Origin of the sequence: Mesorhizobium sp. CAU 1741 (assembly GCF_039839275.1) — a bacterium.
GTDB lineage: Bacteria > Pseudomonadota > Alphaproteobacteria > Rhizobiales > Rhizobiaceae > Aerobium.
In genome coordinates this window covers 624,646-649,745 of the sequence record NZ_JBDOQP010000002.1, presented here as the reverse complement: position 1 = coordinate 649,745, position 25,100 = coordinate 624,646, and the positions used below count along the sequence as shown (strand labels likewise).

Genomic DNA, 25,100 nt, shown 5'->3' with positions numbered 1-25,100 from the left:
GCGGGACACAGGCTTTAGCCGATCGCCCGTGGTCGCGGAAGCGCCATACAGCCGATTCAGGCCTGCCTTGTGGCGACGGTGCCACATCTGGGGGGCAAAGCATCTGTCATTTGCGACCGAAAAACGCTAGAGACGCGGCATGGAACTGAACGATACGATCACGCGCGAAGCCCTGCAGCCGGTGGAGACGGAAAACGCCGCTCCCAGGAAGGTCTTCATGAAGACCTATGGCTGCCAGATGAACGTCTACGATTCCCAGCGCATGTCCGATGCGCTGAGCCTGGAAGGCTACCTTCCGACCGAAGTGATCGAAGACGCCGACCTCATTCTCATCAACACCTGCCACATTCGCGAGAAGGCGGCGGAGAAGGTCTATTCCCAGCTCGGCCGCCTGCGTAAGCTGAAGGACGAGCGTGCCGCACGGGGGCGCGAGACGCTGGTCGGCGTCGCAGGCTGCGTGGCACAGGCCGAGGGCGATGAGATCCTGCGCCGGGCGCCCGTTGTCGACCTTGTCATCGGGCCGCAGACCTATCACCGCCTGCCGCAGGTCGTCAGGAAAGCGCGCGCCGGCGAAAAGGTCGTCGAGACCGAATACGCCATTGAGGACAAGTTCGAGCATCTGCCGTCTGCATCACGAAACGCAACGCGGAGCAGGGGCGTTACCGCCTTCCTGACCGTGCAGGAGGGTTGCGACAAGTTCTGCACCTTCTGCGTCGTGCCTTACACGCGCGGCTCGGAGGTTTCCCGCCCGGTGGCCAAGATCGTGGCGGAGGCCGAGAAACTGGCTGATGCCGGCGTCCGCGAGGTCACGCTGCTGGGCCAGAACGTCAATGCCTGGCACGGCGAGGGCCCCGACGGTTCCGAGTGGGGCCTGGGCAAGCTGCTTTTCCGGCTGGCCGAGATCCCCGGCATCGCGCGCCTGCGCTACACCACCAGCCATCCGCGCGACATGGACGACGCCCTGATCGAGGCGCATCGTGATCTTGATATCCTGATGCCTTATCTCCATCTGCCCGTGCAGAGCGGTTCGGATCGCATCCTCAAGGCGATGAACCGCAAGCATACCGCAGCAGACTATCTCGCCCTCGTCGACCGGATCAGGGCGGCAAAGCCGGATATCGCGATGTCCGGGGATTTCATCGTCGGATTTCCCGGCGAGAGCGACGAGGATTTCGAGGCGACGATGCAGCTTGTCCGCGACGTTACCTATGCGCAGGCGTTCTCGTTCAAATACTCGCCGCGTCCCGGAACGCCGGGAGCGGAGATGGGGTCTCATGTCGACGAGACCGTCAAGGACGAGAGGCTCCAGCGGCTCCAGGCTCTGCTCATCACGCAGCAGCGCGCCTTCGCCGCCAGCCTCGTGAACAAGGAAATGGACCTGCTGATCGAGAAGGCCGGGCGCGAAGCCGGCCAGCGTGTCGGGCGGTCGCCGTGGCTGCAGCCGGTAATAGTTGATGAAAAGGCCGGCGAAATCGGTGACATTGTTCGAGTACGAATCACGAAGGCGGGTCCCAACAGCCTGTTCTCCGAGCCTGTGTGACCGGAGAAGGGCATCAACCAGGAGATACGTTTGAGCGCCGCACCCGATCTGAAAGCTCCGCCCTCAGGGGCGTCCGACATGGCGCATATCGTTCTGACCTTCGACAACAACAGGCACGCCAGCGCGCTTTACGGCCAGTTCGACGAAAACCTCGCAAGGCTCGAGCAGAAGCTCGGTGTCGATATCCGCTCCAAGGGAAACCAGCTCTCGATCAAGGGCGAGCCGACGGCGGCCGAGCAGGCACGGCGCGCGCTCGATTACCTCTACGGGCTGCTTCAGAAGGGCCACGAGGTCTCTCCCTCGGAGGTCGACGGTGCGGTTCGCATGGCGATCGCCGCCGATGACCAGTTGACGCTGCCGACCCTGGAAAGCAAGGGCAAGGTGGCCGCCGCCCAGATTTCCACGCGCAAGCGCACCATCTATGCGCGCTCGGTCAACCAGGACGCTTACATGCGTGCCCTCGACCGGTCCGAACTCGTCTTCGGCATTGGCCCGGCCGGCACCGGCAAGACTTATCTCGCCGTTGCCCACGCCGCCATGATGCTGGAGCGCGGCATGGTCGAGCGCATCATCCTGTCGCGCCCCGCCGTCGAAGCCGGCGAGCGTCTCGGCTTCCTGCCGGGCGACATGAAGGAAAAGGTCGACCCGTATCTGCGCCCGCTCTATGACGCGCTTTACGACATGATGCCCGCAGACAAGGTGGAGCGCGCGCTGGCGGCCGAAGTCATCGAGATCGCGCCGCTCGCCTTCATGCGCGGACGCACGCTGCGCAACGCTGCGGTCATCCTCGACGAGGCGCAGAATACCACCGCGATGCAGATGAAGATGTTCCTCACTCGCCTGGGCGAGGGCGGACGCATGATCGTCACCGGCGATCCCAGCCAGATTGACCTTCCGCCCAACACCAAGTCGGGGCTTGTCGAAGCGCTGCAGGTTCTTGATGGCGTGCCTGGCATCGTCACCGTGCGCTTCAACGATGTCGACGTGGTTCGCCACCCGCTCGTAGCGGAGATCGTCAGGGCCTACGACCGCCATGGCGCCGGCGCCGACAGCAGGGGACGCATCGACGTCTGAGGCGGCTGTTCACGCCACGCGGCCGACAGTCTGCATGTCGCCGTGCAGGTCGGGATTGTGGATGACGACTCGGTTCCGACCCTGGCGTTTGGCGGCGTAGAGTGCCGCGTCTGCCTTGCTCGTTGCCGATTCAAGCGTGTCCTGTGCTTCGATGAGGCAGGCACCGATCGACGTCGTGACGCGCAGCCGCGCGTCTTGGGGAAGCTCGATCGGCCTTGATCGCACGCCGTCGAGGATCTTGGCGCTGATCGCGGCCAGCGCCCGCAAGTCGCAATCCTTCAGAATCACCACGAATTCGTCGCCACCCCAGCGCGCGCACAGGTCCTGTTCGCGCGTGACGTCCAGCAGCCGTCGCGCGATCTCCGCGATTACCTCGTCGCCGGCCGCATGGCCGTTCTCGTCATTGACGGCCTTGAAGTTGTCGATGTCCAGGATCAGCAGCCCCGGCGCCGGCGCATCCACCTGCGCGCGGCGCTCCTGCTGGTCGAAGGCCTCGATGAAGCCGCGCCGGTTGAGCACGCCGCTCAAGGAATCCACATACGCGATCTTTTCAAGCTGCTCGGTGCGCTCACGCACGGCGGCCTCGAGCGTTGCCCTGTCGGCCCCCACCACGCGCGCCATGCGATCGAGCGCCCCGGCGAGACGGCCGATCTCGTCGGCGCCGTCGTCGCGGACCGGACGTGTGAAATCCCCGGCCTCGATGTGACGGACGGTTTCCTCGGCGCGCGCCAGTCTGTCGAGCACACTGCGCTTGAACAGGAGCGTCATCAGCGCCGCGATCGCACCCATCGCCAGCGCCACCAGCGTAGCGATCGGGACGAACAGCCCCTTGTCGATGATCTGGTCGACGTCCATCACCGTGACATTGTACCAGTCGAGCTCGTCAAGATAGCCGACCCCGACCAACGCCCGCCGGCCATTGATCTGGATGAACTGGGAGGCGGTGCTTGCCTCGCCGGATCTCGCCTCGACCATCATCGACCGCAGCGCGGCGCGGTCCTCCTCCCCCTCCAGCAACTGGAACAGGGTCTTCTTGTCCGCCTGCTGCTTGGTCAGGCTGCGGAAATCGATCAGGCTTTCGTCGCGATTGGCCTGCACGGCGCCGGCCGCGTCGATGAACATGCTCTCCACACCGGCCTGGCGCGTATCGACCACGTTGCGCAGAAAATGCGTCAGGTCGATGCCTGTGCCGACGATGCCGAGGTTGCGTCCCGCTTCCTGCACGACGCAGTTCATCCACACCTTGGTGACCCCCAGCACCTCGTCATGGTTGACGTTGAGGTGGCAGCCCGGCCCGGCGGCAAGCGTCTTGTAGTACCAGGAATCGTCCGGATTGTCGGGCGAGATGGTGTAGCGTCGCTGGGCGCCCGTATAGGCACCATTGTGATCGTTGAAATAGTAGTTGCCGGAAGCGTCGATGACGAAGAAATAGCTTCGATCCACGAAGGTGCGGCGGAAGTGCTCCAGCTCTGCGACGCCGCGCGCATACTTGTCGCGGTCCAGTTCGTCGGTCGCCCAGTCTATGATCGTCGGCGAACGCATCAGCGTCTCTGCCAGCGCGACCTCACGCCTCAGAGCCTCCAGTCCACGGTAGCGGTCATAGAGGATTTGCCGCTCGGCGACCAGCGTGCCGAGCTTGATCACCGTCCTGTCGACGATCCAGGAAAAGGTTATTGCGGCGGGAACGGCGACGATCGCGAAGGCTGCAAGCGTGAGCGCAAGAACGCGAAGACGAAGACTTGCGTCGAAGTTCCGCCTAACCGAATTCCAGACGCTTGCCGTCATGTCCCGCCCGCGCAAGAAGTGCGCGATCCCGCACCCCGCGCGACCGCCTCGTTCATTGCTAAGGTCCAAGCACCTTACGGAGGGTTAACGAAATGTGCATCTGGCACACTTGTCCGCTGCGGCTGGCGACCGCTGGCGGCTTGACGGCGCCACGCGATCGGCGCATCTGCCGCATCAGGCTTCGGCCTTCCTCGATCGTTGGAGAACCTTAGTGACCTTGTCTGGACTGGTGCAGCTTGGCGCCTCGACGGCGATCTTCGTCATGGCCGCAAGCGCGGCGAAGGGCTGGACGATGTCTCCCAGTCACCTGCGCCTCGCGCTGGTCCTTGCGCTCTATACCGCCGGCAACCTGATCATGCTGCGTTTGATCCGCGAATTCGGTATGGGTGTCGCGCTCAGCCTTTCGGCCGTCATCCAGCTCGTCGCGGTCAATCTCGTCGCCGTCGTCTGGTTCGACGAGAAGGTCGGCCTCGTTCAGGGGCTCGGCATCGCAGCCGCCATCGCCGCCATCGCCTTGATCACGGTCGGGCCGTATATGTCGCCCCGCTGATCAAGCCTTGCGGTAAAGCAGCCAGTTCTTGACGAAGTTGCCTTCCGACAGCGAAGAAAAACGCGTCGTACGGTTCCGCCCGCCAGCCTTCGAGGCATAGAGCGCGCGATCCGCCTTGATGTACAGGTCGTCCGGGTCCTGTGCCTGCGTCGCCATGCAGATCCCCAGCGACACGGTGATCGGTCCGTAATTCGTACCGCTGCCAACATTGACGAACGGCGCTTCCGCGACCGCCGAGCGGATTTCATCGCCGAGCCGGAACGCCGCCTCCTCGCCCATGCCGTTCAGCACCAGCGCGAACTCCTCGCCCCCGGTCCTGGCGATGAACACGTCATCCTTCACCCCGCCGCGAATGATGTTGGCGACGATCTGCAGGATGCGGTCACCGACGGGGTGGCCGAAGCGGTCGTTGACCGACTTGAAGCGGTCGATGTCGATAAGGATCAGCGCGCCGAATGCGACGTTGCGGTTGTTGTCGTAGATCGCCGACATGGTTCGGTCGAAAGCGCGGCGATTGTGGAGCTGCGTCAGCGGGTCGGTGTCGGCCAGCCGCTTGTACTCTTCCAGCTCCAGCCGGACCTCCTGCAGTTCCTCCGACTTGTCGGAAATCGACAGCACGGTGTGCTCGCGATTGGCGATTGACGACTTCGTCGCGGTGGCCGTGACGCTGATGATCTTTTCGAGGAATTCGCGCGAGATCGACTGGCGGCCGCTCAACCCCTGCGATGTCTCGCCGAGGATCTGGTCGTACGTCTCCATCGACCTGCGCTCCTTCTTGAGCAGGCTGATGATCTCGTCGAGCTTGTGAGCGACCCTGACATGCGCCTCGTCGACGACACTGTCGTCCTTGCGTCGCAGGAACCGGCGGGCGATTTCGTCGAGCTGCTTCTGGGCCGGGCGTCCGCCCAAAGCGGAAAGCGCGTTCGTGAGCTCCCGGTTTCCCGCCGTGATGGCCTCGTAGAAAAGTTCGTAGTTTCGTGGCAGGCCCGGCACCCCGAGCTGGCGCATCGTGATCACCACGGAGGTGGCGGCATCGGGCCGGTTGGCTGCCCCATCCCCGGCGCGTCCTTCGGCCTGATCCGGTGTTCGAATCGTCTGACCCGTCATGGCTACGCCAGTACCCCCATACTACGCATCGCGCGGCTCCCGAGGCATGCCTGCTCCCAGGGCCACGAACGAAGCGCCCATCACATTGTTCCCGCGCCAGTGCCTTAAGCAAAGCTTCGCGGTGAGATCAAGCTAACGCAGCGTAATTAAGCGCGAGTTAAAGTATTAGCCGGCGGGAAACCTTGCAAACCCGTCGCCACAGGGTCTTTGCGCGCAAGGCGTTCACAATCCCACATCAACAATCTGTGAGGCGGAACCCTTCCTCTCGGGAGGCCTTAGCTCCTCAGTACGCCCGAAAAAACGGAAGGAAATCTCATGCGCCGACACACGATCCCGCTTGCCGCCACCGCACTCACCGCCTTTGCCGCAGTACCCGCACTGGCCCAGGTGGACGAGGTCTTCGAGACCGAAAGCGGAGCCATCCAAGTATCGACGCTCGCCGATGGTCTCGTCAATCCATGGGCGATCGCCTTCCTGCCGGACGGCGGCATGCTGGTGACAGAGAAGGAGGGCGCGTTGCGCCACATCAGCGCCGAAGGTGAGATGTCCGACGCCATTTCCGGGACGCCAGAGGTTGATGCCCGCGGCCAGGGCGGGCTGCTCGACGTGGCCCTCGACCCCGACTTCGAGGAAAACCGGCTTGTCTATCTCAGCTTCGCCGAAGCGGGTGATGGCGGCAACGGCACGGCGGTCGCACGCGGCGTTCTGAGTGACGACATGACGGCGCTGGATGACGTCGAGGTGATTTTCCGCCAGGAACCCAAGGTCGACAGCACCGCCCATTTCGGCTCACGCCTCGTCTTCGACGGTGAAGGCCACCTTTATGTAACTCTGGGCGAACGGTCTGCGGCGCAGTTCCGCGGTCAGGCCCAGGATCTCGATTCGCACCTCGGCAAGATCGTCCGCATCAATCCGGACGGGTCCGTTCCCGACGACAATCCCTTCGTCGATCAGGATGGTGCCCTGCCGGAAATCTATGCCTATGGCGTACGAAACGTCCAGGCTGCGGCGCTGAACCCGGAGACCGGCGTGCTTTGGGAGATCGAGCATGGACCCAGGGGCGGCGACGAACTCAACATCATCGAACCCGGTGCCAATTACGGATGGCCGCTCGTCACCTATGGCGTCGAATACAGTGGCGACCCGATCGGCGAAGGTGAGCGCTCGGCGGAAGGCATGGTCGACCCCGTCTATCAGTGGACGCCCGTCATCGCGCCCTCGGGCATGGCGTTCTACACCGGAGACGCATTCGCCGATTGGCAGGGCGACCTGTTCGTCGGTGGGCTTGCCTCCACGGCTCTGGTCAGGCTCGACATCGATGGCGATACGGTCGCCTCCGAGGAGCGGCTGCTCGAGGATCTCGGCCTGCGCATCCGCGATGTCGCGCAGGGACCCGACGGTGCGCTTTATGTCGCCACCGACGAAGCAAATGGCGAAATCCTGCGCATCGCCCCGGCCTCGAACGAGGACTAGGTCACCCCTGAACCATCAAGAGCCGGTCGGCGTCGCATCCCCTTGCGATGCCTCCGGCTCAGCCTCCGGCGTTGAAGGCCGCTGGTTGTCCTGCGCCCAGTTCAGCGAACGATAGTCGAACCCGTAGATCAGCGTCGGTTTGACGATCTGGAAATAGGGCGAGAGGTCGAAGTCGCGCGGCGTATAGAGAGAGTGATGCCGGATGTGCAGGATTTCTTCGCGCGAATAGCTCGACTGCGCCGAGGCGCGGCCGGGTGCCAGCGTGATTTCGGGCAGGATGGGATAGCTGATCTCGCCATAGGCTTCGGCGATCATCGACGAGCAGATCGCCCGCGTCGGGTCACCGGACCCGAACGCCAGCATGCGCCGCCGCCACCGCACCGGCACCGGCGGCGTGGGCAGGAAGTAGCGCAGAAGGTCGACAATGTTCTTCATGTCGTAGCGTATGCCGATCCGCGAGATCATGAAGTCGACGACATGCTGCCTGTCTTCCGGCATCAGTCCCGACGCGCGGCAGATGCGCGTGTTGTAGGTCTGGTATTTCGACAGCGGCACCGCGACGCAGCCTTCGCCGAGATTGACCTCGACCAGGCGCGGCCGGTCGCCGCCGGCGTCGTCTTCCGGCAGGGCGTCGCCGACATAGATCGCTGCGTGCGACCACGTCGACTGCGTCAGATACTTGATCGCCGCCGAAATTCGCTGGTTGCCCTCGACCAGCAGGATGTCGCCCGGCTGCAGCGTCCGCAGCAGGGTCTCTGGATCGGACGGCGTATAAGGCTGGTATCCGGACGATTCGCTCTGCAGCGTGCGGGCGAGAAGCCGCCCGAGCCGGTCGAGAAAGGTGTCCTTCTGCTGTGTCATCGAATGGCTCTGCCTGCCCTGTCCTGATCGCGGCGCACGCTATCAAGACACGTCGCAAAGGGCAAAGCGTCATGGCTGCTTGTGGGCGATTGCGGCTTCGACCTTGATAGGGCGCGGATTCTGGTCTATATCAGCGTCAAATTCTTGGTCGGTAAGGCGAAGAGTGGGTCCTCCCGGTCCCGCTCTTTTTTGTTGGCGCCGGCTGCTGGAGACAAGATGACATCGGCCATGGCTGAGCAACAGACAGGCGACGACCGCCTCATTCGGGAAACGGGCATTGACGCGCGTGTCGCGCAGATCATTCTGCCGGTTCTTGAATCAATCGATTTCCGACTCGTGCGTGTGCATCTTTCGGGCCAGAACGGGTTGACCCTGCAGATCATGGCCGAGAGGCCGGACGGCACCATGACCGTCGAGGATTGCGAAGCGGTCAGCCGCGCGGTATCGCCGGTCCTCGACGTGGAAGATCCGATCGACAAGGCGTATCACCTGGAAGTCTCGTCCCCTGGCATCGACCGCCCGCTCGTGCGCAAGTCGGATTTCGAGGCAGCGCTTGGCCATCTGGTCAAGATGGAGACGGCGGTGATGGTGGCGGAGCGCAAGCGCTTTCGCGGCAAGATCGCCGCGACCGACGAGAACGGCGTGACGATCGAGCGCGACCAGGCAAGCTATGGCGACGAACCCGTCGTTCATGTGCCGTGGGACGCGATCGGCGATGCCAAGCTTATCCTGACCGACGATCTCATCAGCGAAACGCTGAAGAAGGACAAGCAGGCCAAGAAGATGCGCGCCGAGGCCGAGGCCGAAGCGCAGGACGAAGACGAAAACGCTAACTGAACGAGCACCTGCCGGCATGCCGGCGGAATTGCCCGAGGAGACCAACATGGCAGTCAGTGCAAACAGGCTGGAACTTCTGCAGATCGCCGATGCGGTCGCGCGCGAAAAGTCGATCGACAAGCAGATCGTGATCGCTGCGATGGCCGATGCGATCCAGAAGGCGGCGCGCTCGCGCTATGGCCAGGAGACGAACATCCGCGCCGACATCAACGCGCAGACCGGCGAGATGAAGCTTCAGCGCCTGTTGGAGGTCGTCGAGACGGTAGAAGAATATGCCCGCGAGATTTCGCTGGTCGATGCCCGCACCCGCAATCCCGATGCTCAGGTCGGCGATTTCATCGCCGAGCAGCTTCCGCCGATGGATTTCGGCCGCATTGCCGCCCAGTCGGCCAAGCAGGTCATCGTGCAGAAGGTGCGCGAGGCCGAGCGCGACCGGCAGTATGACGAATACAAGGACCGCGTCGGCGAGATCGTCAACGGTACGGTCAAGCGGGTCGAATACGGCAACGTGGTCGTCGACCTTGGCCGCGGCGAGGCGATCATCCGTCGCGACGAGCTGATCCCGCGCGAAAACTTCAAATATGGCGACCGCGTCCGCGCCTATGTCTACGATGTGCGCCGCGAGCAGCGCGGCCCGCAGATTTTCCTGTCGCGCACCCATCCGCAGTTCATGGCGAAGCTGTTCAACATGGAAGTGCCGGAAATTTACGACGGCATCATCGAGATCAAGTCGGTGGCCCGCGACCCCGGTTCGCGCGCCAAGATCGCCGTCATCTCGCGTGATTCCTCGATCGATCCGGTCGGCGCCTGCGTCGGTATGCGCGGTTCCCGTGTCCAGGCCGTCGTCGCCGAACTCCAGGGCGAGAAGATCGACATCATACCATGGTCGCAGGACGCCGCCGCTTTCATCGTCAATGCGCTGCAGCCGGCGGAAGTTGCCAAGGTGGTGCTCGACGAGGATGCCGAGCGCATCGAGGTGGTGGTGCCCGACGACCAGCTCTCGCTGGCGATCGGTCGCCGTGGCCAGAACGTGCGCCTTGCCTCGCAACTGACCGGTTGGGATATCGACATCCTGACCGAGCAGGAAGAGAGCGAGCGCCGCCAGAAGGAATTCGTCGAGCGCTCCAACCTGTTCATGGATGCCCTCAACGTCGACGAGATGGTCGGCCAGGTGCTTGCCTCGGAAGGCTTCACCTCGGTCGAGGAAGTCGCCTATGTCGAGTCCGACGAGATTTCGTCGATCGATGGTTTCGACGACGACACCGCCTCTGAAATCCAGATGCGCGCCCGCGAATACCTCGAGAAGATCGAGGCCGAGCACGACGCGAAGCGCCGTGAACTGGGCGTCGAGGACGAACTGCGCGAACTGCCGGGCATCACCACCGCGATCATGGTCGCGCTGGGTGAGGACGGCGTGAAGACGATCGAGGACTTCGCCGGCTACGCCGTCGACGACCTTGTCGGCTGGAAGGAGCGCAAGGACGGCGAGACCAAGTTCTTCCCCGGCGTGCTGGCCGATTTCGGCATCAGCCGCGCCGAGGCCGAACAGATGGTGGTCGCAGCGCGCTTGCGCATGGGCTGGATCACCGAAGAAGACCTCGTCGCCGACAGCGAAGGCGAGGACGAACAGGAAGTCGCAGAGGAAACGGCCGGGGCATGACCATGCGTCCGGACAGGAGAGCTCTTGAACGAGATGAACGAACGCACATGTATAGTGACACGCCGGGCAGGCGAGCCGGATGGCTTGCTGCGCTTCGTGGCGGGTCCCGACATGTCGGTTGTTCCCGACCTTAAGAGGCGGCTCCCCGGACGTGGTTGCTGGGTCACGGCTGACCGGACCCATGTGGATGAGGCAACGCGCAAGAACTTGTTTGCACGTGCCTTCAAGGCTCAGGTTAAGCCGCCCGCGGATCTCGGTGGGCTGGTTGACAGGCTTCTGGCCCAGTCGGTGCTCGGCTCGCTCGGGCTTGCTCGCAAGGCGGGCCAACTGGTGCTCGGCGCCGCGAAGGTCGAGGGCGCGGTCAGGTCGGGGAAGGCGGTGCTGGTTGTTCACGCACTTGAAGCCTCTCCGGATGGGGTGCGCAAGATCGATCAGGCGCGCCGCGCCGTAGTCTGGCAGGAAGGCCCCGACATACCCTCGTACAAACTCTTTTCGGAGGCCGAATTGGGTTTGGCATTGGGGGGGGCAAATGTGATACATGCAGCCGTGCTCGCCGGAGATACCGGCAAGGCGGTGCTTAAGCGCGTGGTGGCGCTTGACCGATACAGGGGCGGAACCCCCGACGAGCGGATTGCGGTTGCGGCGACCGGCGATCATGATGACGCCGCAGCAGAGGATACGGAATGAGCGATACCAAAGACGACAAGACGCTGAGTGTGAACACGAAGAAGACGCTGACGCTGAAGCGGCCCGGCACTGAGCAGGGCACCGTGCGGCAGAACTTCTCGCACGGACGCACGAAAGCAGTGGTCGTCGAAACCAAGAAGCGCAAGTTTGCGCTGCCTGGCGAAAAGCAGGACGCGCCGCAGCCAGCGGTGACGTTGAAGCCGCGCGCGCCGCAGGCGCCCGTGCCGCCGCAGGCGCAGGTCGCGCCGCGTCCGACGCCGCCGACCCCGTCGGTTTCGCGTTCGGGCATGGTTCTCAACGAGCTCTCTAACGACGAGATGGAAGCGCGCCGTCGCGCGTTGCAGGATTCCAAGGTTCGCGAGGTCGAAGACCGCAAGCGTGCCGTCGAGGAAGCCCAGCGCCGCAGCGAAGAAGACGAACGCCGTCGTCGCGAGCGTGAGGAATCTGCGCGCCGTCAGGCCGAGGAAGAAGCCCGTCTGCAGGCAGAGGCCGATGCGCGCCGCCGTTCGGAAGAGGAAGCACGCCGTCGCGCGCCCGCTGCCGAGACGCCGGCCATGGTCGAGGACGAGGAAGAGAAGAAGCCGCGTGGCGCCACCGCCGCTGCCGTCAGGCGTGGTCCGGTCAAGCCCGAGGTTGCAGCTCCCAAGCCCACCAAGACCAAGGGCGAGGACGATCGTCGTCGCGGCAAGCTGACCCTCAACGCGGCTTTGTCGGGCGACGAGGCGCGTGGGCGCTCGCTGTCGTCGATGCGTCGCCGCCAGGAGAAGTTCAAGCGCGCGATGCACAACGAGCCGCGTGAGAAGATCATGCGCGAGGTCATCCTGCCGGAGACGATCACCATCCAGGAACTTGCTCAGCGTATGGCCGAGCGGGCGGTGGATGTCGTCAAGTTCTTCATGAAGCAGGGCCAGATGATGAAGCCGGGCGACGTCATCGACGCCGATACGGCCGAGCTCATCGCCAGCGAATTTGGCCACACGGTTCGCCGCGTTGCCGAGTCCGACGTCGAAGAAGGCATGTTCAACATCGAGGACAAGTCCGAGGATCTGAAGTCTCGTCCGCCGGTCGTGACCATCATGGGCCACGTCGATCACGGCAAGACCTCGTTGCTCGACGCGATCCGAAACGCCAATGTCGTTTCGGGCGAGGCCGGTGGCATCACCCAGCACATCGGTGCCTACCAGGTTGAGCAGAACGGCCAGAAGATCACCTTCATCGATACGCCCGGCCACGCTGCCTTCACCGCCATGCGTGCCCGCGGCGCGCAGGCGACCGATATCGCGATCCTCGTGGTCGCGGCCGACGACAGCGTGATGCCGCAGACGATCGAGTCCATCAGCCATGCCAAGGCGGCCGGTGTGCCGATCATCGTGGCGATCAACAAGATCGACAAGCCTTCGGCCGATGCGCAGAAGGTTCGCAACCAGTTGCTCCAGCACGAGGTGTTCGTGGAGTCGATGGGCGGCGAGGTTCTCGACGTCGAGGTCTCGGCAACCAAGAAGCTCAATCTCGACAAGCTGCTCGAGGCGATCCTTCTGCAGTCGGAGCTTCTCGATCTCAAGGCCAATCCCGACCGTACCGCCGAAGGCGTGGTCATCGAGGCCAAGCTCGACAAGGGCCGTGGTCCGGTCGCCACCATCCTGGTGCAGACCGGAACACTCAAGATCGGCGACATCGTGGTTGCCGGCAACGAGTGGGGCCGTGTCCGCGCGCTGGTCGACGATCGCGGCGAACAGCTCAAGGAAGCGCTCCCATCCACGCCGGTCGAGGTTCTCGGCCTGCAGGGAACGCCGCAGGCAGGCGATCGCTTCGCGGTTGTGGAGAACGAGGCGCGTGCCCGCGAGATTTCCGAGTACCGCCAGCGTCTTGCCCGCGAGAAGGCAGTGGCCCGCCAGGCCGGCCAGCGCGGTTCGCTCGAGCAGATGATGTCGCAGCTCCAGACCAGCGGGCTCAAGGAATTCCCGCTCGTCATCAAGGGCGACGTGCAGGGTTCGATCGAGGCGATCGTCAGCGCGCTCGACAAGCTCGGCACCGACGAGGTCCGGGCGCGCATCGTCCACGCCGGAGCCGGCGCGATCACCGAAAGCGACATCTCGCTGGCCGAGACGTCGGGTGCCGCGATCATCGGCTTCAACGTGCGTGCCAACAAGCAGGCGCGTGACGCGGCGGCGCAGAACGGCATCGAGATCCGCTACTACAACATCATCTACGACCTCGTGGATGACATAAAGGCGGCCATGTCCGGCCTTCTGTCGCCGGAGCGCCGCGAGACCTTCATCGGCAATGCCGAGATTCTCGAAGTGTTCAACATCACCAAGGTCGGCAAGGTGGCGGGTTGCCGTGTCACGGAAGGCAAGATGGAACGTGGTGCGGGCGTTCGCCTCATCCGCGACAACGTCGTCATCCACGAAGGCACGCTCAAGACGCTCAAGCGCTTCAAGGACGAAGTGTCCGAGGTGCCGGGCGGCCAGGAGTGTGGCATGGCCTTCGCCAACTACGAAGACATGCGCGTCGGCGATGTCATCGAAGCCTTCCGCGTCGAGATGGTGACGCGGACGCTCTGATCGCGCCCCTGTCGTTGTGTATCGCCTGGCGGCGGGAACATCCCGCCGCCAGGCGCGCTTTGAACGGTGTCCCAGTTCGATCCTGGGCTTCCGCGAGCAAGGAAACCTGCAATGCCCCGCTCTGCCAGTTCCGGCCCCTCCCAGCGCCAACTTCGCGTCGGCGAACAGGTTCGTCATGCGCTTGCCGACGTGCTCCAGCGCGGCGAGGTGCGCGACGACCTCATAGAGGCCACCGTGATCTCCGTATCCGAGGTCCGCATGTCTACGGATCTGAAGATCGCCACGGCCTATGTTGCGCCGCTCGCCGCCAAGGATGACCAGGCCGTCATCAAGGCCCTGGCCCAGAATGCCAAGTTCATTCGTGGCCGGGTCTCCGGCGCCCTGAAACAGATGAAATACATGCCGGAATTCCGCTTCCGGCTCGATTCCAGCTACGACAACATGGCCAGGATAGATCAATTGCTGCGCTCGCCCGAAGTCGCACGCGATCTCGACTCCGACGACCAGGAAGAGAATTGATGTCCCGCCAACGCAAGAAGAAGGGCCGCCCGGTTTCCGGCTGGCTGGTGTTCGACAAGCCCCACGGCATGGGCTCGACCGAGGCTGTGTCGAAGATCAAATGGCTGTTCGGTGCCGAGAAGGCGGGCCACGCCGGCACGCTCGATCCGCTTGCTTCCGGCATGTTGCCGATCGCGCTGGGCGAGGCGACCAAGACCGTGCCCTATGTCCAGGACGGGGCCAAGGTCTACCGCTTCACCGTCGCCTGGGGGCAGGAGCGTTCCACCGACGATCTCGAAGGCGCGGTTACCGCGGTGTCCGATCTTCGGCCCGATGAGGCTGCCATCCGCGCCGTGATGCCCGCCTATACGGGCGTCATCATGCAGACGCCGCCGCAGTTTTCCGCCATCAAGATCGCTGGCGAGCGCGCCTACGACCTTGCGCGCGACGGAGCGACCGTCGAGATTCCGGCGCGCGAGGTCGAGATCGGCCGCTTCGACCTGATCGAAATCCCCGACGTCAATTCAGCGATCTTCGAGATCGAATGCGGCAAGGGCACCTATGTGCGCTCGCTGGCGCGCGACATCGGCCGTGATCTCGGCTGCTTCGGGCACATCTCCTATCTGCGTCGCACCGAGGTGGATCCCTTCACCGCCGACGATCTCGTCACCATGGAAGACATCGACGCGGCTATCGCCGCGTCGCCGCCCATCCCACAGCCGGAACCGGTGGAGGGCGACGAGCGTCCGCGCTCGCCACGGCCCGGCCCCGAGCAATGGAAGGCGCTCGACGCCTTGCTGATGGACACCGGCGCGGCGCTGGATTGCCTTCCCCAGGTGATCATAAACGACGACGCGGCCGGACGGCTGCGCCTGGGCAATCCGGTGATCGTGCGGGGGCGCGATGCCCCGGTGGAGGCCGACGAGGCCTGCGCATTCGCGCATGGCCGCCTGGTTGCGATCGGCGCCATAGAGGCAGGCATGTTCAAGCCGAAGCGGGTGTTCGCGGGCTGATTTTGGTCTGGAACGCAAGCGATCTTGCGGGCATTGTCTGCTTCGCGGATGTAAGGATGCCGAATTGCCCTCCGATACGACCAACGCGAGACCGGACGACCCCGTAGCCGAGGTGCCGGCCGCCTTGAGCCCGAAGCGCATTTCCATCATCACCATATTGTCGCTGTTAATGGCCGCGATGCTTGTTCCCGCGCTGGTTTTTGCCCTGGTACTGCTCCAGCGCAACAATCAGGCGCAGCAGGACATGCTGACCTCGCTTGCCGAGGCCACGGCCGGATCGATCTCCGAGACCGTGGATCGGCAACTCTCGGGCACGCTCACGACGCTGCGGGTCCTTTCCACTTCGCAGCCCCTTGAAGAAGGCAACCTTGCCGATTTCTATTTTCGTGCGCGCAATGCGCTCCGCGACAGCGGGTCTCATCTGATCGTCACGGACGAAAGCCTGCAACAACTGATCAACACGCGCGTGCCATACGGTACTCCGCTTGGCAGGATCGCCGACACGGAAACAGCGGCGCGCGCGCTGGCGACGCTGGAGCCGCAGGTATCGAACGCATTCTATGGCGAGACGGCGCAGAACTGGGTCTTCAACGTCATCCTCCCGCTGCCCGAGCGCTTTGCTCCCGCACGCCTGCTGATCATCGCCCACGATGCCGAGCATCTCACCAGTGCGCTCGGCAGCGGCAATCTTCGCGGAGGATGGAACGCGGTCATCACGGACCGCGAGGGCACGGTCCTGTCCTCCTCGTTCCTGAGCTCGGATATCGGCAAGCCCTTCCTTCTCGCTGAGACGCTGGAGCCGACGGAGGGTACGATCCGCCGGCAGGTCTCGATCGAAGGGGCGTCCTACGAGAAGATCCAGTCGGTCTCGCCCCTCAGCGGGTGGCAGACCATCGTATGGGCTCCGACATCGGTCATCCATGCGCCCATGGCGCGCTCGTTGCGTCTGCTGGTGCTCGGAGGCGTGGCGATCATTGCCATCGGTGTCGTGCTGGCATGGCTGCTGGGGCGGCAGATCGCGACCCCGATCCGAAGGCTCGCTCGCGATGCGCAACGCCTCGGCGCCGGCGAGAACGTCCAGGCGGTCAACTATCCGGTGCAGGAAATCGCCACCGTGTCCTTCGCGATGGCACAAGCCTCGAGTGACCGCCAGGCGGCCCTCAACGAGATACGCTTCCTGATGCGCGAGGTCGCGCACCGCTCGAAGAACCAGCTCACGGTTGTGTCCTCGATTGCCAAGCAGACCGCGCGGCACGCGCGGACATTGCCCGGTTTCCACGACAGCTTCCAGAAGCGTATCCAGGGTCTGGCGCGTTCGACCGACCTGCTCATCGCCGGCGGCGTCGCAGGCGTCGAGCTCCAGGAACTGATCCGGGCGCAGATCGAGCCGTTCCAGCCCAGCGAGGCGGAGCGTCTCGACATCAAGGGTCCTCCCTTCCGTCTTTCGAACCAGGCGGCGCAGACGCTTGGGCTGGCGCTTCACGAGTTGGCGACGAATGCCGCGAAATATGGTGCGTTCGCCTCCAATGATGGGCGGCTGGCGGTCAACTGGAAGGCTGCGGGCGACAATCTGGAGCTGGTATGGCGTGAACAGGTGCCACGGCTGCGCCGCAAGGCGAGGCCGACGACGGGCTTTGGGACCGAGGTTATCGAGCGCATGCTTGGTGGAGCTCTCGGCGCCAAGATCGAACGGGTGTTCCATCGCAATGGTCTCGAGATGCGCTTCTCCATCCCGATCGAAAAGATTGGCCCCGAGCAGAACGAAGTCGAGGACGCGTCGGGGGCCGGCTGAGCCCCGCCCGCAAATGCATCATTTCGCTGGCAATCCACGGCGATTTCCACTATATGCCGCCCAACATCCGCTCCAGTAGCGCATGTGTACTGGCCCCTGCTGGACGACATCCTGGCCGTGGGCGACCCGTTTCCTCCAACATGAAAAGGAAAAGCGCGATGTCGATTACCGCAGAGCGTAAACAGGAACTGATGACGGAATTCGCGACCAAGAAGGACGATACCGGTTCTCCGGAAGTTCAGGTCGCGATCCTTTCCGAGCGCATCCGTAACCTTACCGAGCACTTCAAGGACCACAAGAAGGACAACCATTCCCGTCGTGGTCTGCTCGCCCTCGTCTCCCAGCGCCGCAGCCTGCTTGACTATCTCAAGCGCAAGGATGAAGCGCGCTACCAGACGCTGATCGAGAAGCTCGGCCTGCGCCGCTAAAGCAGTTTGACCGGCGGGTGCCTCAGGGCTCCCGCCGGTCGATCATCAAGGGCCGGTGGCGGCCCAATCGGCTCCGCGTTTGGAAAAGGCAGTATGTCGGAGCCGCCCCGGGACAGGGTCATGGGGCAGGATTGCAGGGCGCTTTCGGCGGATGACCGTCGCCCGTTCAGAAAGAGAAGCGTCCCGTTGTCTTGCCCGTGGCTCGTCCTGCAACGAAGCCAGGGATGGTATTGCGCGCTGCAAAGGGCAGCGCGGCGCCTTCCCGCATTGAAGGACAACACATGTTCAATCACCACAAAGTGGAAATCGAGTGGGGCGGTCGTCCGCTCATCCTGGAGACCGGCAAGATCGCCCGTCAGGCTGACGGCGCGGTGCTCGCCACCTATGGCGAGACCGTCGTTCTGGCCACCGTCGTCTCCATGAAGGAGCCCAAGCCCGGCCTCGACTTCTTCCCGCTCACCGTCAACTATCAGGAAAAGACCTTCGCCGCCGGCAAGATCCCGGGCGGCTTCTTCAAGCGTGAGGGACGGCCGAGCGAAAAGGAGACGCTTACGTCTCGCCTGATCGACCGCCCGATCCGTCCGCTGTTTGCCGACGGCTACAAGAACGACACGCAGATCGTGGTCACCGTCGTCCAGCACGATCTCGAAAACGATCCCGACGTTCTGGCCATGGTCGCCACCTCAGCGGCGCTGACCCTGTCGGGCGTGCCCTTCATGGGCCCGATCGCCGCTGCGCGCGTTGGCTACATCGGCGGCGAGTATGTGCTCAACCCGCACCTCGATGAAATGCCGGAATCCAAGCTCGATCTCGTCACGGCCGGCACGACCGACGCGGTGATGATGGTCGAGTCCGAGGCGCACGAGCTGTCCGAGGAAGTGATGCTCGGCGCCGTGATGTTCGGCCACAAGGCGTTCCAGCCGGTCATCGACGCGATCATCAAGCTCGCCGAAGTTGCAGCCAAGGAGCCGCGCGACCATTCCGTCACCGATCTGTCGGAGCTGGAATCCACCATGCTCGGCCTCGTCGAGGACGAACTGCGCGCCGCCTACAAGATCACCGACAAGCAGGCCCGATACGCCGCCGTCGACGCCGCCAAGGCCAAGGTCAAGGCGACGCTGCTCCCCGAAGGCGCGGACGAGACCACATGGACGCCCGAACAGGTCGGTTCCGTGTTCAAGGAGCTCCAGGCCAAGATCGTGCGCTGGAACATCCTCGACACCGGCAGCCGTATCGATGGCCGCGACCTCAAGACGGTCCGTCCGATCGTTTCCGAAGTCGGCCTCCTGCCGCGCACCCACGGCTCGGCATTGTTCACCCGTGGTGAGACGCAGGCCATCGTGGTTGCCACGCTCGGCACCGGCGAGGACGAGCAGTTCGTCGACGAACTGACCGGCACCCGCAAGGAAACCTTCCTCCTGCACTACAACTTCCCGCCCTATTCGGTCGGTGAAACGGGTCGCATGGGTTCGCCCGGCCGCCGCGAGATCGGCCACGGCAAGCTCGCCTGGCGCGCCATTCATCCGATGCTTCCCGCCGCTGATCAGTTTCCCTACACGCTGCGTGTGGTGTCCGAGATCACCGAATCCAACGGTTCGTCGTCGATGGCCACCGTCTGCGGCACCTCGCTGGCACTGATGGATGCAGGCGTGCCGCTGGCCAAGCCGGTTGCCGGCATTGCCATGGGCCTCATCCTCGAAGGCGAGCGTTTCGCCGTGCTGTCCGACATCCTCGGCGACGAGGATCACCTCGGCGACATGGACTTCAAGGTCGCCGGCACCACCGCCGGCATCACCTCGCTGCAGATGGACATCAAGATCGCCGGTATCACGGAAGAGATCATGAAGGCCGCGCTGGAGCAGGCCAAGGGCGGTCGCGAGCACATCCTCGTCGAAATGAGCAAGGCAATCACCGAGGGCCGTTCGGAACTCGGCGAGTTCGCACCCCGCATCGAGGTGATGAACATCCCGACCGATAAGATCCGTGACGTGATCGGTTCCGGTGGCAAGGTGATCCGCGAGATCGTCGAGAAGACCGGCGCCAAGATCAACATCGAGGACGACGGCACCGTGAAGATCGCTTCGTCCAACGCCAAGGAGATCGAGGCGGCGAAGAAGTGGATCCACACCATCGTCGCGGAGCCGGAAGTGGGCGAGATCTACGAAGGCACGGTCGTCAAGACCGCTGATTTCGGCGCGTTCGTCAACTTCTTCGGTCCCAAGGACGGCCTGGTCCACATCTCGCAGCTCGCCAGCGAACGCGTGCAGAAGACCACCGACGTCGTCAAGGAAGGCGACAAGGTCTGGGTCAAGCTCATGGGCTTCGACGAGCGTGGCAAGGTCCGCCTGTCCATGAAGGTTGTCGACCAGACGACCGGCAAGGAGATCGCCAGGGATAAGAAGACGGAAGACGCCGAAGAGGCTGACGCCTGATCTGTTCACCGTAACGAACTGAAAACGGGCGCGGCCGGGAGGCCGCGTCCGTTTTTCATTTTCCAGGAGGCACCGTCGATGAACGACGGATCTTTGAAGACGCTGTTTCATCCCTTCGACGCGGGTCTGCTGGAGGCCCCGGGCGAAGCCGCGCGCGTATTCTTTCTCAACGCCGCGCCGGGTTTCCGCCTGCCCGAGGGCTTTCCGGGCGCGATTTCGCTGCAACAGGATCTCCGTCCCGCCTTTCGGGCTCTCGAAGGTGGCGCGCATGCGCTGCAGCCGCAGGCCGACGGCGAGAACTATGACCTCACGCTCGTGCTTGCCGGGCGTCATCGCGGACAGAACGAGCTCTGGATCGCCGAAGCGCTGAAGCGCACCCGTATCGGCGGGCGCATCGTCATTGCCGGCGGCAAGACCGACGGCGCGGCCAGCCTGCGCAAGCGCATGGCGTCGCTTCTGGCGGTTGAAGACCATGCTTCCAAGAGCCATGGCGTCGTTTTCTGGCTGATCCGCACGCCCGATGCAGATGCGGCCGTCGAGGCGCTTGAGGCGGCAAATCCGCCGCTCATCCTGGATGGCGGTTTCCTCACGGTCCCCGGCGTATTCTCACAGGCCCATGTCGATGCCGGCTCGAAGCTGCTCGCCGACAATCTGCCCTCGGACATCCGCGGCGAAGTCGCCGATTTCGGGGCGGGCTGGGGCTATCTGTCGGTGCGGCTCGCGCAACGTGCACCGTCCGTCACAGCGCTCACGCTGTTCGAATCCAGCTTTTCGGCCTGCGTTGCCGCCAAGGCGAACATGACCAATCTGGCCGCGCACCTGGAATGCCGCGTGCTCTGGTACGATCTGCTCGCCGAGCCTGTCGAGCGCCGCTATGATGCGGTGATCATGAATCCGCCATTCCATCAGGGCAGGGCGGCCGAGCCATCGCTCGGCGAGGCCATGATCCGCGCCGCGTCCGCCGCGCTCAAGCCGTCAGGGCGGCTCTACCTCGTCTCAAACCGTACGCTGCCCTATGAGCCGGTCCTGGCGAACGCATTCGCCCGTTCCGGCGAGATCATACGCGACGAGAAATTCAAGGTCTTGTGGGCCGTGCGCTGAACCGTCAGTTGACCGCGGCTTTGTAGACCGGCTGGACCTGGTCAGCGCGCACGACGATCGGGCCGGGCTTGCCGAACAGGTAGCCCTGCACCACGTCGCAGCCGGCAGCGCGGAGCAGCGTGGCCTGGTTCTCCGTCTCGACGCCTTCGGCGATCGTATGCACGCCTAGCGCTCGCGACAGTCCGACGATCGTCGAGACCACGGCGCCCGAATTGGCGTCCGTCTCCAGCCGGCGCACGAAGGACTGGTCGATCTTCAACTTCTTGAACGAGAAATCGATCAGGTAGGACAGGTTGGAATAGCCGGTGCCGAAATCGTCCACCGCGACCGAGATCCCCATGGCCGCGAGTTCGTTGAGGATGTGCGCGGCTCGGCCACGGTCCTGCATCATCGCGGTCTCGGTCACCTCGAGTTCGAGCCGCTCGGGCTTGATGCCGCTGTCTCGGATCGTCTCGCGAACCCGGTCGAGGAAGTCCTTGTTCATGAACTGCACCGGCGAGATGTTCACCGCCACGAAACAGTCCGGCGGCAGCAGCGTGGCGTCCTTGCAAGCCTTCTGCAGCACCCAGTTGCCGATCACGCCGATCATGCCGGTCTCTTCGGCGATCTGCACGAACTCCTGCGGCGGGATCATGCCGCGCTCCGGATGCCGCCAGCGCACCAGCGCCTCGTAGCCCACGGTACGCCCGCTGACGAGGTCGAGTTGCGGCTGGTAGTGCACTTCGAAGTCGCCGCGCAGGAACGCGGTGTGCAGCTCCGACTCGATCCATTGCCGGTATTCGGCGACGAGCCCCATCTCCTGATGAAACACCGACCAGTTGCCGATGCCGGCCGCGCGCGCATGCTGCAGCGCCAGGTTCGAGCGCCGCAACAGGATGACCGGGTCGAGCCCGTCCTTCGGCATCGCCACGATACCCACGGCAATGTTCACCGATTGCAGGTGCGAGGGTAGCTGGTAGGGCTTCATCAGCTCTTCGATCAGGCCTTCCACCAGGCGGTCCACCGGTCCGAGCTCGGCGGTGTCGGGCACCAGCACCGAAAATTCGCCGGCACCGATGCGCCCCATCTCAGTCTGCTCTGGCAAGAGCTCCCGTAGGCGCTTGGCGAACGCGCGGATGAGCTGATCGCCCTGGCTGTAGCCGATGGAATCGTTGATCTGCTTGAAGCGGTCGATGTCAATGTCGATCAGGAACATCGGCTCGCCACTGCGGATGGTGGCCGACGCGGCCTCGGCGATCTTGCCGACCATCGCGGTACGGGCATGCAGCCCTGTCAGCTTGTCGATCTGGGTTTCCTGGTAGACATAGGTGGCCGATTCATCCACCCCGGCGAAGAACGACATTGCCGCCAGCGCGGCCGACAGCGCGCACAGCGCGGCTAGCACGGCACCCAGCACGTCCGCCGGCAAACCGGCGATGTGGCCACCAAAGCCGAACTTCAGCCCCCACAGGCCGAGCATGAAGCTGCCGATGCCCGACGCCGCGATGGTGAGCAGGCGAAAAGTGGTACTTCTCGCCGGATGAATGGTCGTCCCGTTCATGCCAAGGTCCCCTGAACAATGGCATGATATAGCGATGATGTCTTAAAAACCGTTGCCGTCGATGGCTACAATTCTCACAAAAGATGAAAATCGCTCATTCGTCGTCAGTGCGCTTCAACTCGTCCAGCGTCGGCATGGAAACGACATGGTAGCCGGAGTCGACATAGTGAATTTCGCCGGTTACCGCCGATGACATGTCGGAGAGCAGGTACAGCGCCGACTTGCCGACCTCTTCCGGCGTGATCGAGCGGCGCAGCGGCGAATTACGCTGCTGATAGGTGTACATCAGCCGCGCATCGGATATGCCGGCGCCGGCAAGGGTGCGGACCGGACCGGCCGACAGGCCGTTGACGCGGATCCCGCGCGGGCCATAATCGTTGGCGAGGTAGCGCACGCTGGCTTCCAGGCCCGCCTTGGCCACGCCCATGACGTTGTAGTTCGGCATGACGCGCATCGAGCCAGCATAGGTCAGCGTGATCATCGATCCGCCATCGCCCATCAGCTTTGCCGCGCCGCGCGCAACTTCCGTGAACGAGTAGCAGGAGATCACCATCGTGCGCACGAAATTGTCGCGGCTGGTGTCGGCATAGAGCCCCTTGAGCTCGTTGCGGTCCGAAAAGCCGATCGCATGGACGAGGAAGTCCATCGAGCCCCATTCCGCCTTCAGCGTGTCGAACACGGCGTCCACGGTCGCGCTGTCCTCGACATCGCATGGCAGCACGAGATTGGCGCCCACCTGCGCAGCCAGCGGCTTGACGCGCCGGCCGAACGCTTCACCCTGATAGGTGAAGGCCATTTCCGCGCCTTGGGCTGCGAGCTGCTGGGCGATCGCCCAGGCAATGGAGTGATCGTTGGCGACACCCATGACGAGGCCGCGCTTGCCTTTCATCAGACCGTCCATGCTGCTCCTCCGGTCAACCCTGGTAACGCTGGAACACCAGCGTTGCATTGGTGCCGCCGAACCCGAAGGAATTGGAGAGCACGGTATCGATCTTGGCATCGTCGATGCGCTTGCGCACGATCGGCATGCCCTCGAACTCGGGATCGAGATCGGTGATATGCGCGCTTTCGCCGATGAAGCCGCCCTGCATCTGCAGGATCGAATAGATGGATTCCTGCACGCCCGCCGCACCCAGCGAATGCCCGGTGAGGGACTTGGTCGACGCGATGTGCGGCAGCTTGTCGCCGAACACCTCGCGGATCGCGCCCATCTCCCTGGAGTCGCCGACAGGCGTGGAGGTGCCATGGGTGTTGACGTAGTCGACGTCGCCTTCCACCGTAGCAAGTGCCTGCCGCATGCAGCGGATCGCGCCTTCGCCGGACGGGGCCACCATGTCGTAGCCGTCCGAGGTCGCGCCATAACCGGTCACTTCGGCGTAAATTCTCGCGCCGCGCGCCTTGGCGTGTTCCAGCTCTTCCAGAACGAGAACGCCGGCGCCGCCTGCGATGACGAAACCGTCCCGGCTTGTGTCATAGGCGCGCGAGGCTGATGCCGGCGTGTCGTTGTACTTCGATGACATCGCGCCCATCGCGTCGAACAGGTTCGACATCGTCCAGTCGAGATCCTCGTGGCCGCCGGCGAAGATGACGTCCTGCTTGCCCCATTGGATCAGCTCGTAGGCATTGCCGATGCAGTGCGCGGAGGTCGAGCAGGCCGACGAGATCGAATAGTTGACGCCGTGGATCTTGAACCAGGTGGCAAGCGTCGCCGATGCGGTGGAAGACATCGCCTTCGGCACGGCGAACGGCCCGATGCGCTTCGGGCTGTTGTTCTTTTCCGTTATCGCGGCGGCTTCCACGATCGTGCTGGTCGATGGACCACCCGACCCCATGATGATGCCGGTGCGCTCGTTGGTGATGTCGCCTTCTTCGAGCCCTGCGGAAGCAATGGCCTGCTGCATGGCCACATGGTTCCAGGCGCCGCCCTTGTGCAGGAAGCGCATGGCGCGCCGGTCGACGAGATCGGTGGGGTCGAGCGTCGGCATGCCCCAGACCTGGCTGCGGAAGCCGTGCTCGGCAAAGTCACTCGAGAACGAAATGCCCGATTTCGCATCCCGCAGCGAGGCCTGCACTTCATCGGCGTCATTTCCAATCGCGGAAACGATGCCGATCCCCGTTACGACTACACGTCTCATGAAAGGCTCCCTCATCTATGCGT

20 protein-coding genes are annotated in these 25,100 nt (G+C 63.8%); 14 read left to right on the top strand and 6 right to left on the bottom strand.

All coding sequences use genetic code 11. The features are described 5' to 3' along the window. The first annotated feature begins 139 nt into the window (after positions 1–139). Positions 140–1,540, top strand: coding sequence for a tRNA (N6-isopentenyl adenosine(37)-C2)-methylthiotransferase MiaB (gene miaB, locus AAFN84_RS09920; RefSeq protein WP_347514391.1), 1,401 nt, complete (start codon positions 140–142; stop codon positions 1,538–1,540). 78 nt (positions 1,541–1,618) lie between these two features. Then, complete coding sequence (locus AAFN84_RS09915; protein WP_347514390.1) at positions 1,619–2,614, top strand: PhoH family protein; 996 nt, start codon at positions 1,619–1,621, stop codon at positions 2,612–2,614. Between the two features lie 9 nt (positions 2,615–2,623). Here the strand turns inward: AAFN84_RS09915 and AAFN84_RS09910 are convergent, their stop codons facing one another. Next, entirely contained in the window at positions 2,624–4,399 is a 1,776-nt protein-coding gene (locus AAFN84_RS09910) for a diguanylate cyclase (RefSeq protein WP_347514389.1), read from the bottom strand. A gap of 211 nt (positions 4,400–4,610) precedes the next feature. Here AAFN84_RS09910 and AAFN84_RS09905 point away from each other — a divergent pair, with 211 nt between their 5' ends. Then, the gene (locus AAFN84_RS09905; RefSeq protein ID WP_347514388.1) at positions 4,611–4,949 is read left to right on the top strand and encodes a hypothetical protein; all 339 of its coding nucleotides are present in this window, start codon (positions 4,611–4,613) and stop codon (positions 4,947–4,949) included. Here the strand turns inward: AAFN84_RS09905 and AAFN84_RS09900 are convergent, their stop codons facing one another. After that, the gene (locus AAFN84_RS09900; RefSeq protein WP_347514387.1) at positions 4,950–6,056 is read right to left on the bottom strand and encodes a GGDEF domain-containing protein; all 1,107 of its coding nucleotides are present in this window, start codon (positions 6,054–6,056) and stop codon (positions 4,950–4,952) included. A gap of 315 nt (positions 6,057–6,371) precedes the next feature. Here AAFN84_RS09900 and AAFN84_RS09895 point away from each other — a divergent pair, with 315 nt between their 5' ends. After that, positions 6,372–7,529, top strand: coding sequence for a PQQ-dependent sugar dehydrogenase (locus AAFN84_RS09895; protein ID WP_347514386.1), 1,158 nt, complete (start codon positions 6,372–6,374; stop codon positions 7,527–7,529). 15 nt (positions 7,530–7,544) lie between these two features. Here the strand turns inward: AAFN84_RS09895 and AAFN84_RS09890 are convergent, their stop codons facing one another. Then, on the bottom strand, positions 7,545–8,390 hold the full coding sequence (locus AAFN84_RS09890; RefSeq protein WP_347514385.1) for a YiiX/YebB-like N1pC/P60 family cysteine hydrolase: 846 nt from the start codon (positions 8,388–8,390) through the stop codon (positions 7,545–7,547). Positions 8,391–8,606: 216 nt separating this feature from the next. Between AAFN84_RS09890 and rimP the strand changes: the two genes are divergently transcribed. From rimP to AAFN84_RS09840, 10 genes are all read left to right on the top strand, one after another. Then, positions 8,607–9,227 (top strand): ribosome maturation factor RimP, encoded by a 621-nt coding sequence (gene rimP, locus AAFN84_RS09885; protein ID WP_347514384.1) that lies wholly within the window; start codon positions 8,607–8,609, stop codon positions 9,225–9,227. Between the two features lie 46 nt (positions 9,228–9,273). Continuing rightward, positions 9,274–10,887, top strand: a complete 1,614-nt coding sequence (gene nusA, locus AAFN84_RS09880) for a transcription termination factor NusA (protein WP_347514383.1) — start codon at positions 9,274–9,276, stop codon at positions 10,885–10,887. A gap of 33 nt (positions 10,888–10,920) precedes the next feature. Next, positions 10,921–11,574, top strand: a complete 654-nt coding sequence (locus tag AAFN84_RS09875) for an RNA-binding protein (RefSeq protein WP_347515098.1) — start codon at positions 10,921–10,923, stop codon at positions 11,572–11,574. Next, positions 11,571–14,138: a translation initiation factor IF-2 gene (gene infB / locus AAFN84_RS09870; protein WP_347514382.1), complete on the top strand. Its 2,568-nt coding sequence runs from the start codon at positions 11,571–11,573 to the stop codon at positions 14,136–14,138. The genes AAFN84_RS09875 and infB overlap by 4 nt, the downstream gene beginning before the upstream one ends. A 111-nt stretch (positions 14,139–14,249) precedes the next feature. After that, positions 14,250–14,657 (top strand): 30S ribosome-binding factor RbfA, encoded by a 408-nt coding sequence (gene rbfA / locus AAFN84_RS09865; RefSeq protein ID WP_347514381.1) that lies wholly within the window; start codon positions 14,250–14,252, stop codon positions 14,655–14,657. Beyond that, positions 14,657–15,649 (top strand): tRNA pseudouridine(55) synthase TruB, encoded by a 993-nt coding sequence (gene truB, locus AAFN84_RS09860; protein WP_347514380.1) that lies wholly within the window; start codon positions 14,657–14,659, stop codon positions 15,647–15,649. Before rbfA ends, truB begins: the two co-directional genes overlap by 1 nt. A gap of 64 nt (positions 15,650–15,713) precedes the next feature. Next, on the top strand, positions 15,714–17,441 hold the full coding sequence (locus tag AAFN84_RS09855) for an HWE histidine kinase domain-containing protein (RefSeq protein WP_347514379.1): 1,728 nt from the start codon (positions 15,714–15,716) through the stop codon (positions 17,439–17,441). Between the two features lie 158 nt (positions 17,442–17,599). Then, positions 17,600–17,869 carry a 30S ribosomal protein S15 gene (gene rpsO / locus AAFN84_RS09850; RefSeq protein ID WP_347514378.1) on the top strand — a complete coding sequence of 90 codons (270 nt, stop codon included), beginning with the start codon at positions 17,600–17,602 and terminating at the stop codon, positions 17,867–17,869. A gap of 281 nt (positions 17,870–18,150) precedes the next feature. Next, on the top strand, positions 18,151–20,301 hold the full coding sequence (pnp, locus tag AAFN84_RS09845; RefSeq protein ID WP_347514377.1) for a polyribonucleotide nucleotidyltransferase: 2,151 nt from the start codon (positions 18,151–18,153) through the stop codon (positions 20,299–20,301). A gap of 78 nt (positions 20,302–20,379) precedes the next feature. After that, positions 20,380–21,402 carry a class I SAM-dependent methyltransferase gene (locus AAFN84_RS09840; protein WP_347514376.1) on the top strand — a complete coding sequence of 341 codons (1,023 nt, stop codon included), beginning with the start codon at positions 20,380–20,382 and terminating at the stop codon, positions 21,400–21,402. 4 nt (positions 21,403–21,406) lie between these two features. On the opposite strand, the gene AAFN84_RS09835 is transcribed toward AAFN84_RS09840, so the two are convergent. The 3 genes from AAFN84_RS09835 to fabB all read right to left on the bottom strand — a co-directional run bounded on the left by AAFN84_RS09835 (position 21,407) and on the right by fabB (position 25,077). Next, entirely contained in the window at positions 21,407–22,942 is a 1,536-nt protein-coding gene (locus tag AAFN84_RS09835) for a bifunctional diguanylate cyclase/phosphodiesterase (RefSeq protein ID WP_347514375.1), read from the bottom strand. A gap of 94 nt (positions 22,943–23,036) precedes the next feature. Beyond that, entirely contained in the window at positions 23,037–23,843 is an 807-nt protein-coding gene (gene fabI / locus AAFN84_RS09830) for an enoyl-ACP reductase FabI (RefSeq protein WP_347514374.1), read from the bottom strand. A gap of 13 nt (positions 23,844–23,856) precedes the next feature. Beyond that, positions 23,857–25,077, bottom strand: coding sequence for a beta-ketoacyl-ACP synthase I (gene fabB, locus AAFN84_RS09825; protein WP_347514373.1), 1,221 nt, complete (start codon positions 25,075–25,077; stop codon positions 23,857–23,859). Between the last annotated feature and the right edge of the window lie 23 nt (positions 25,078–25,100).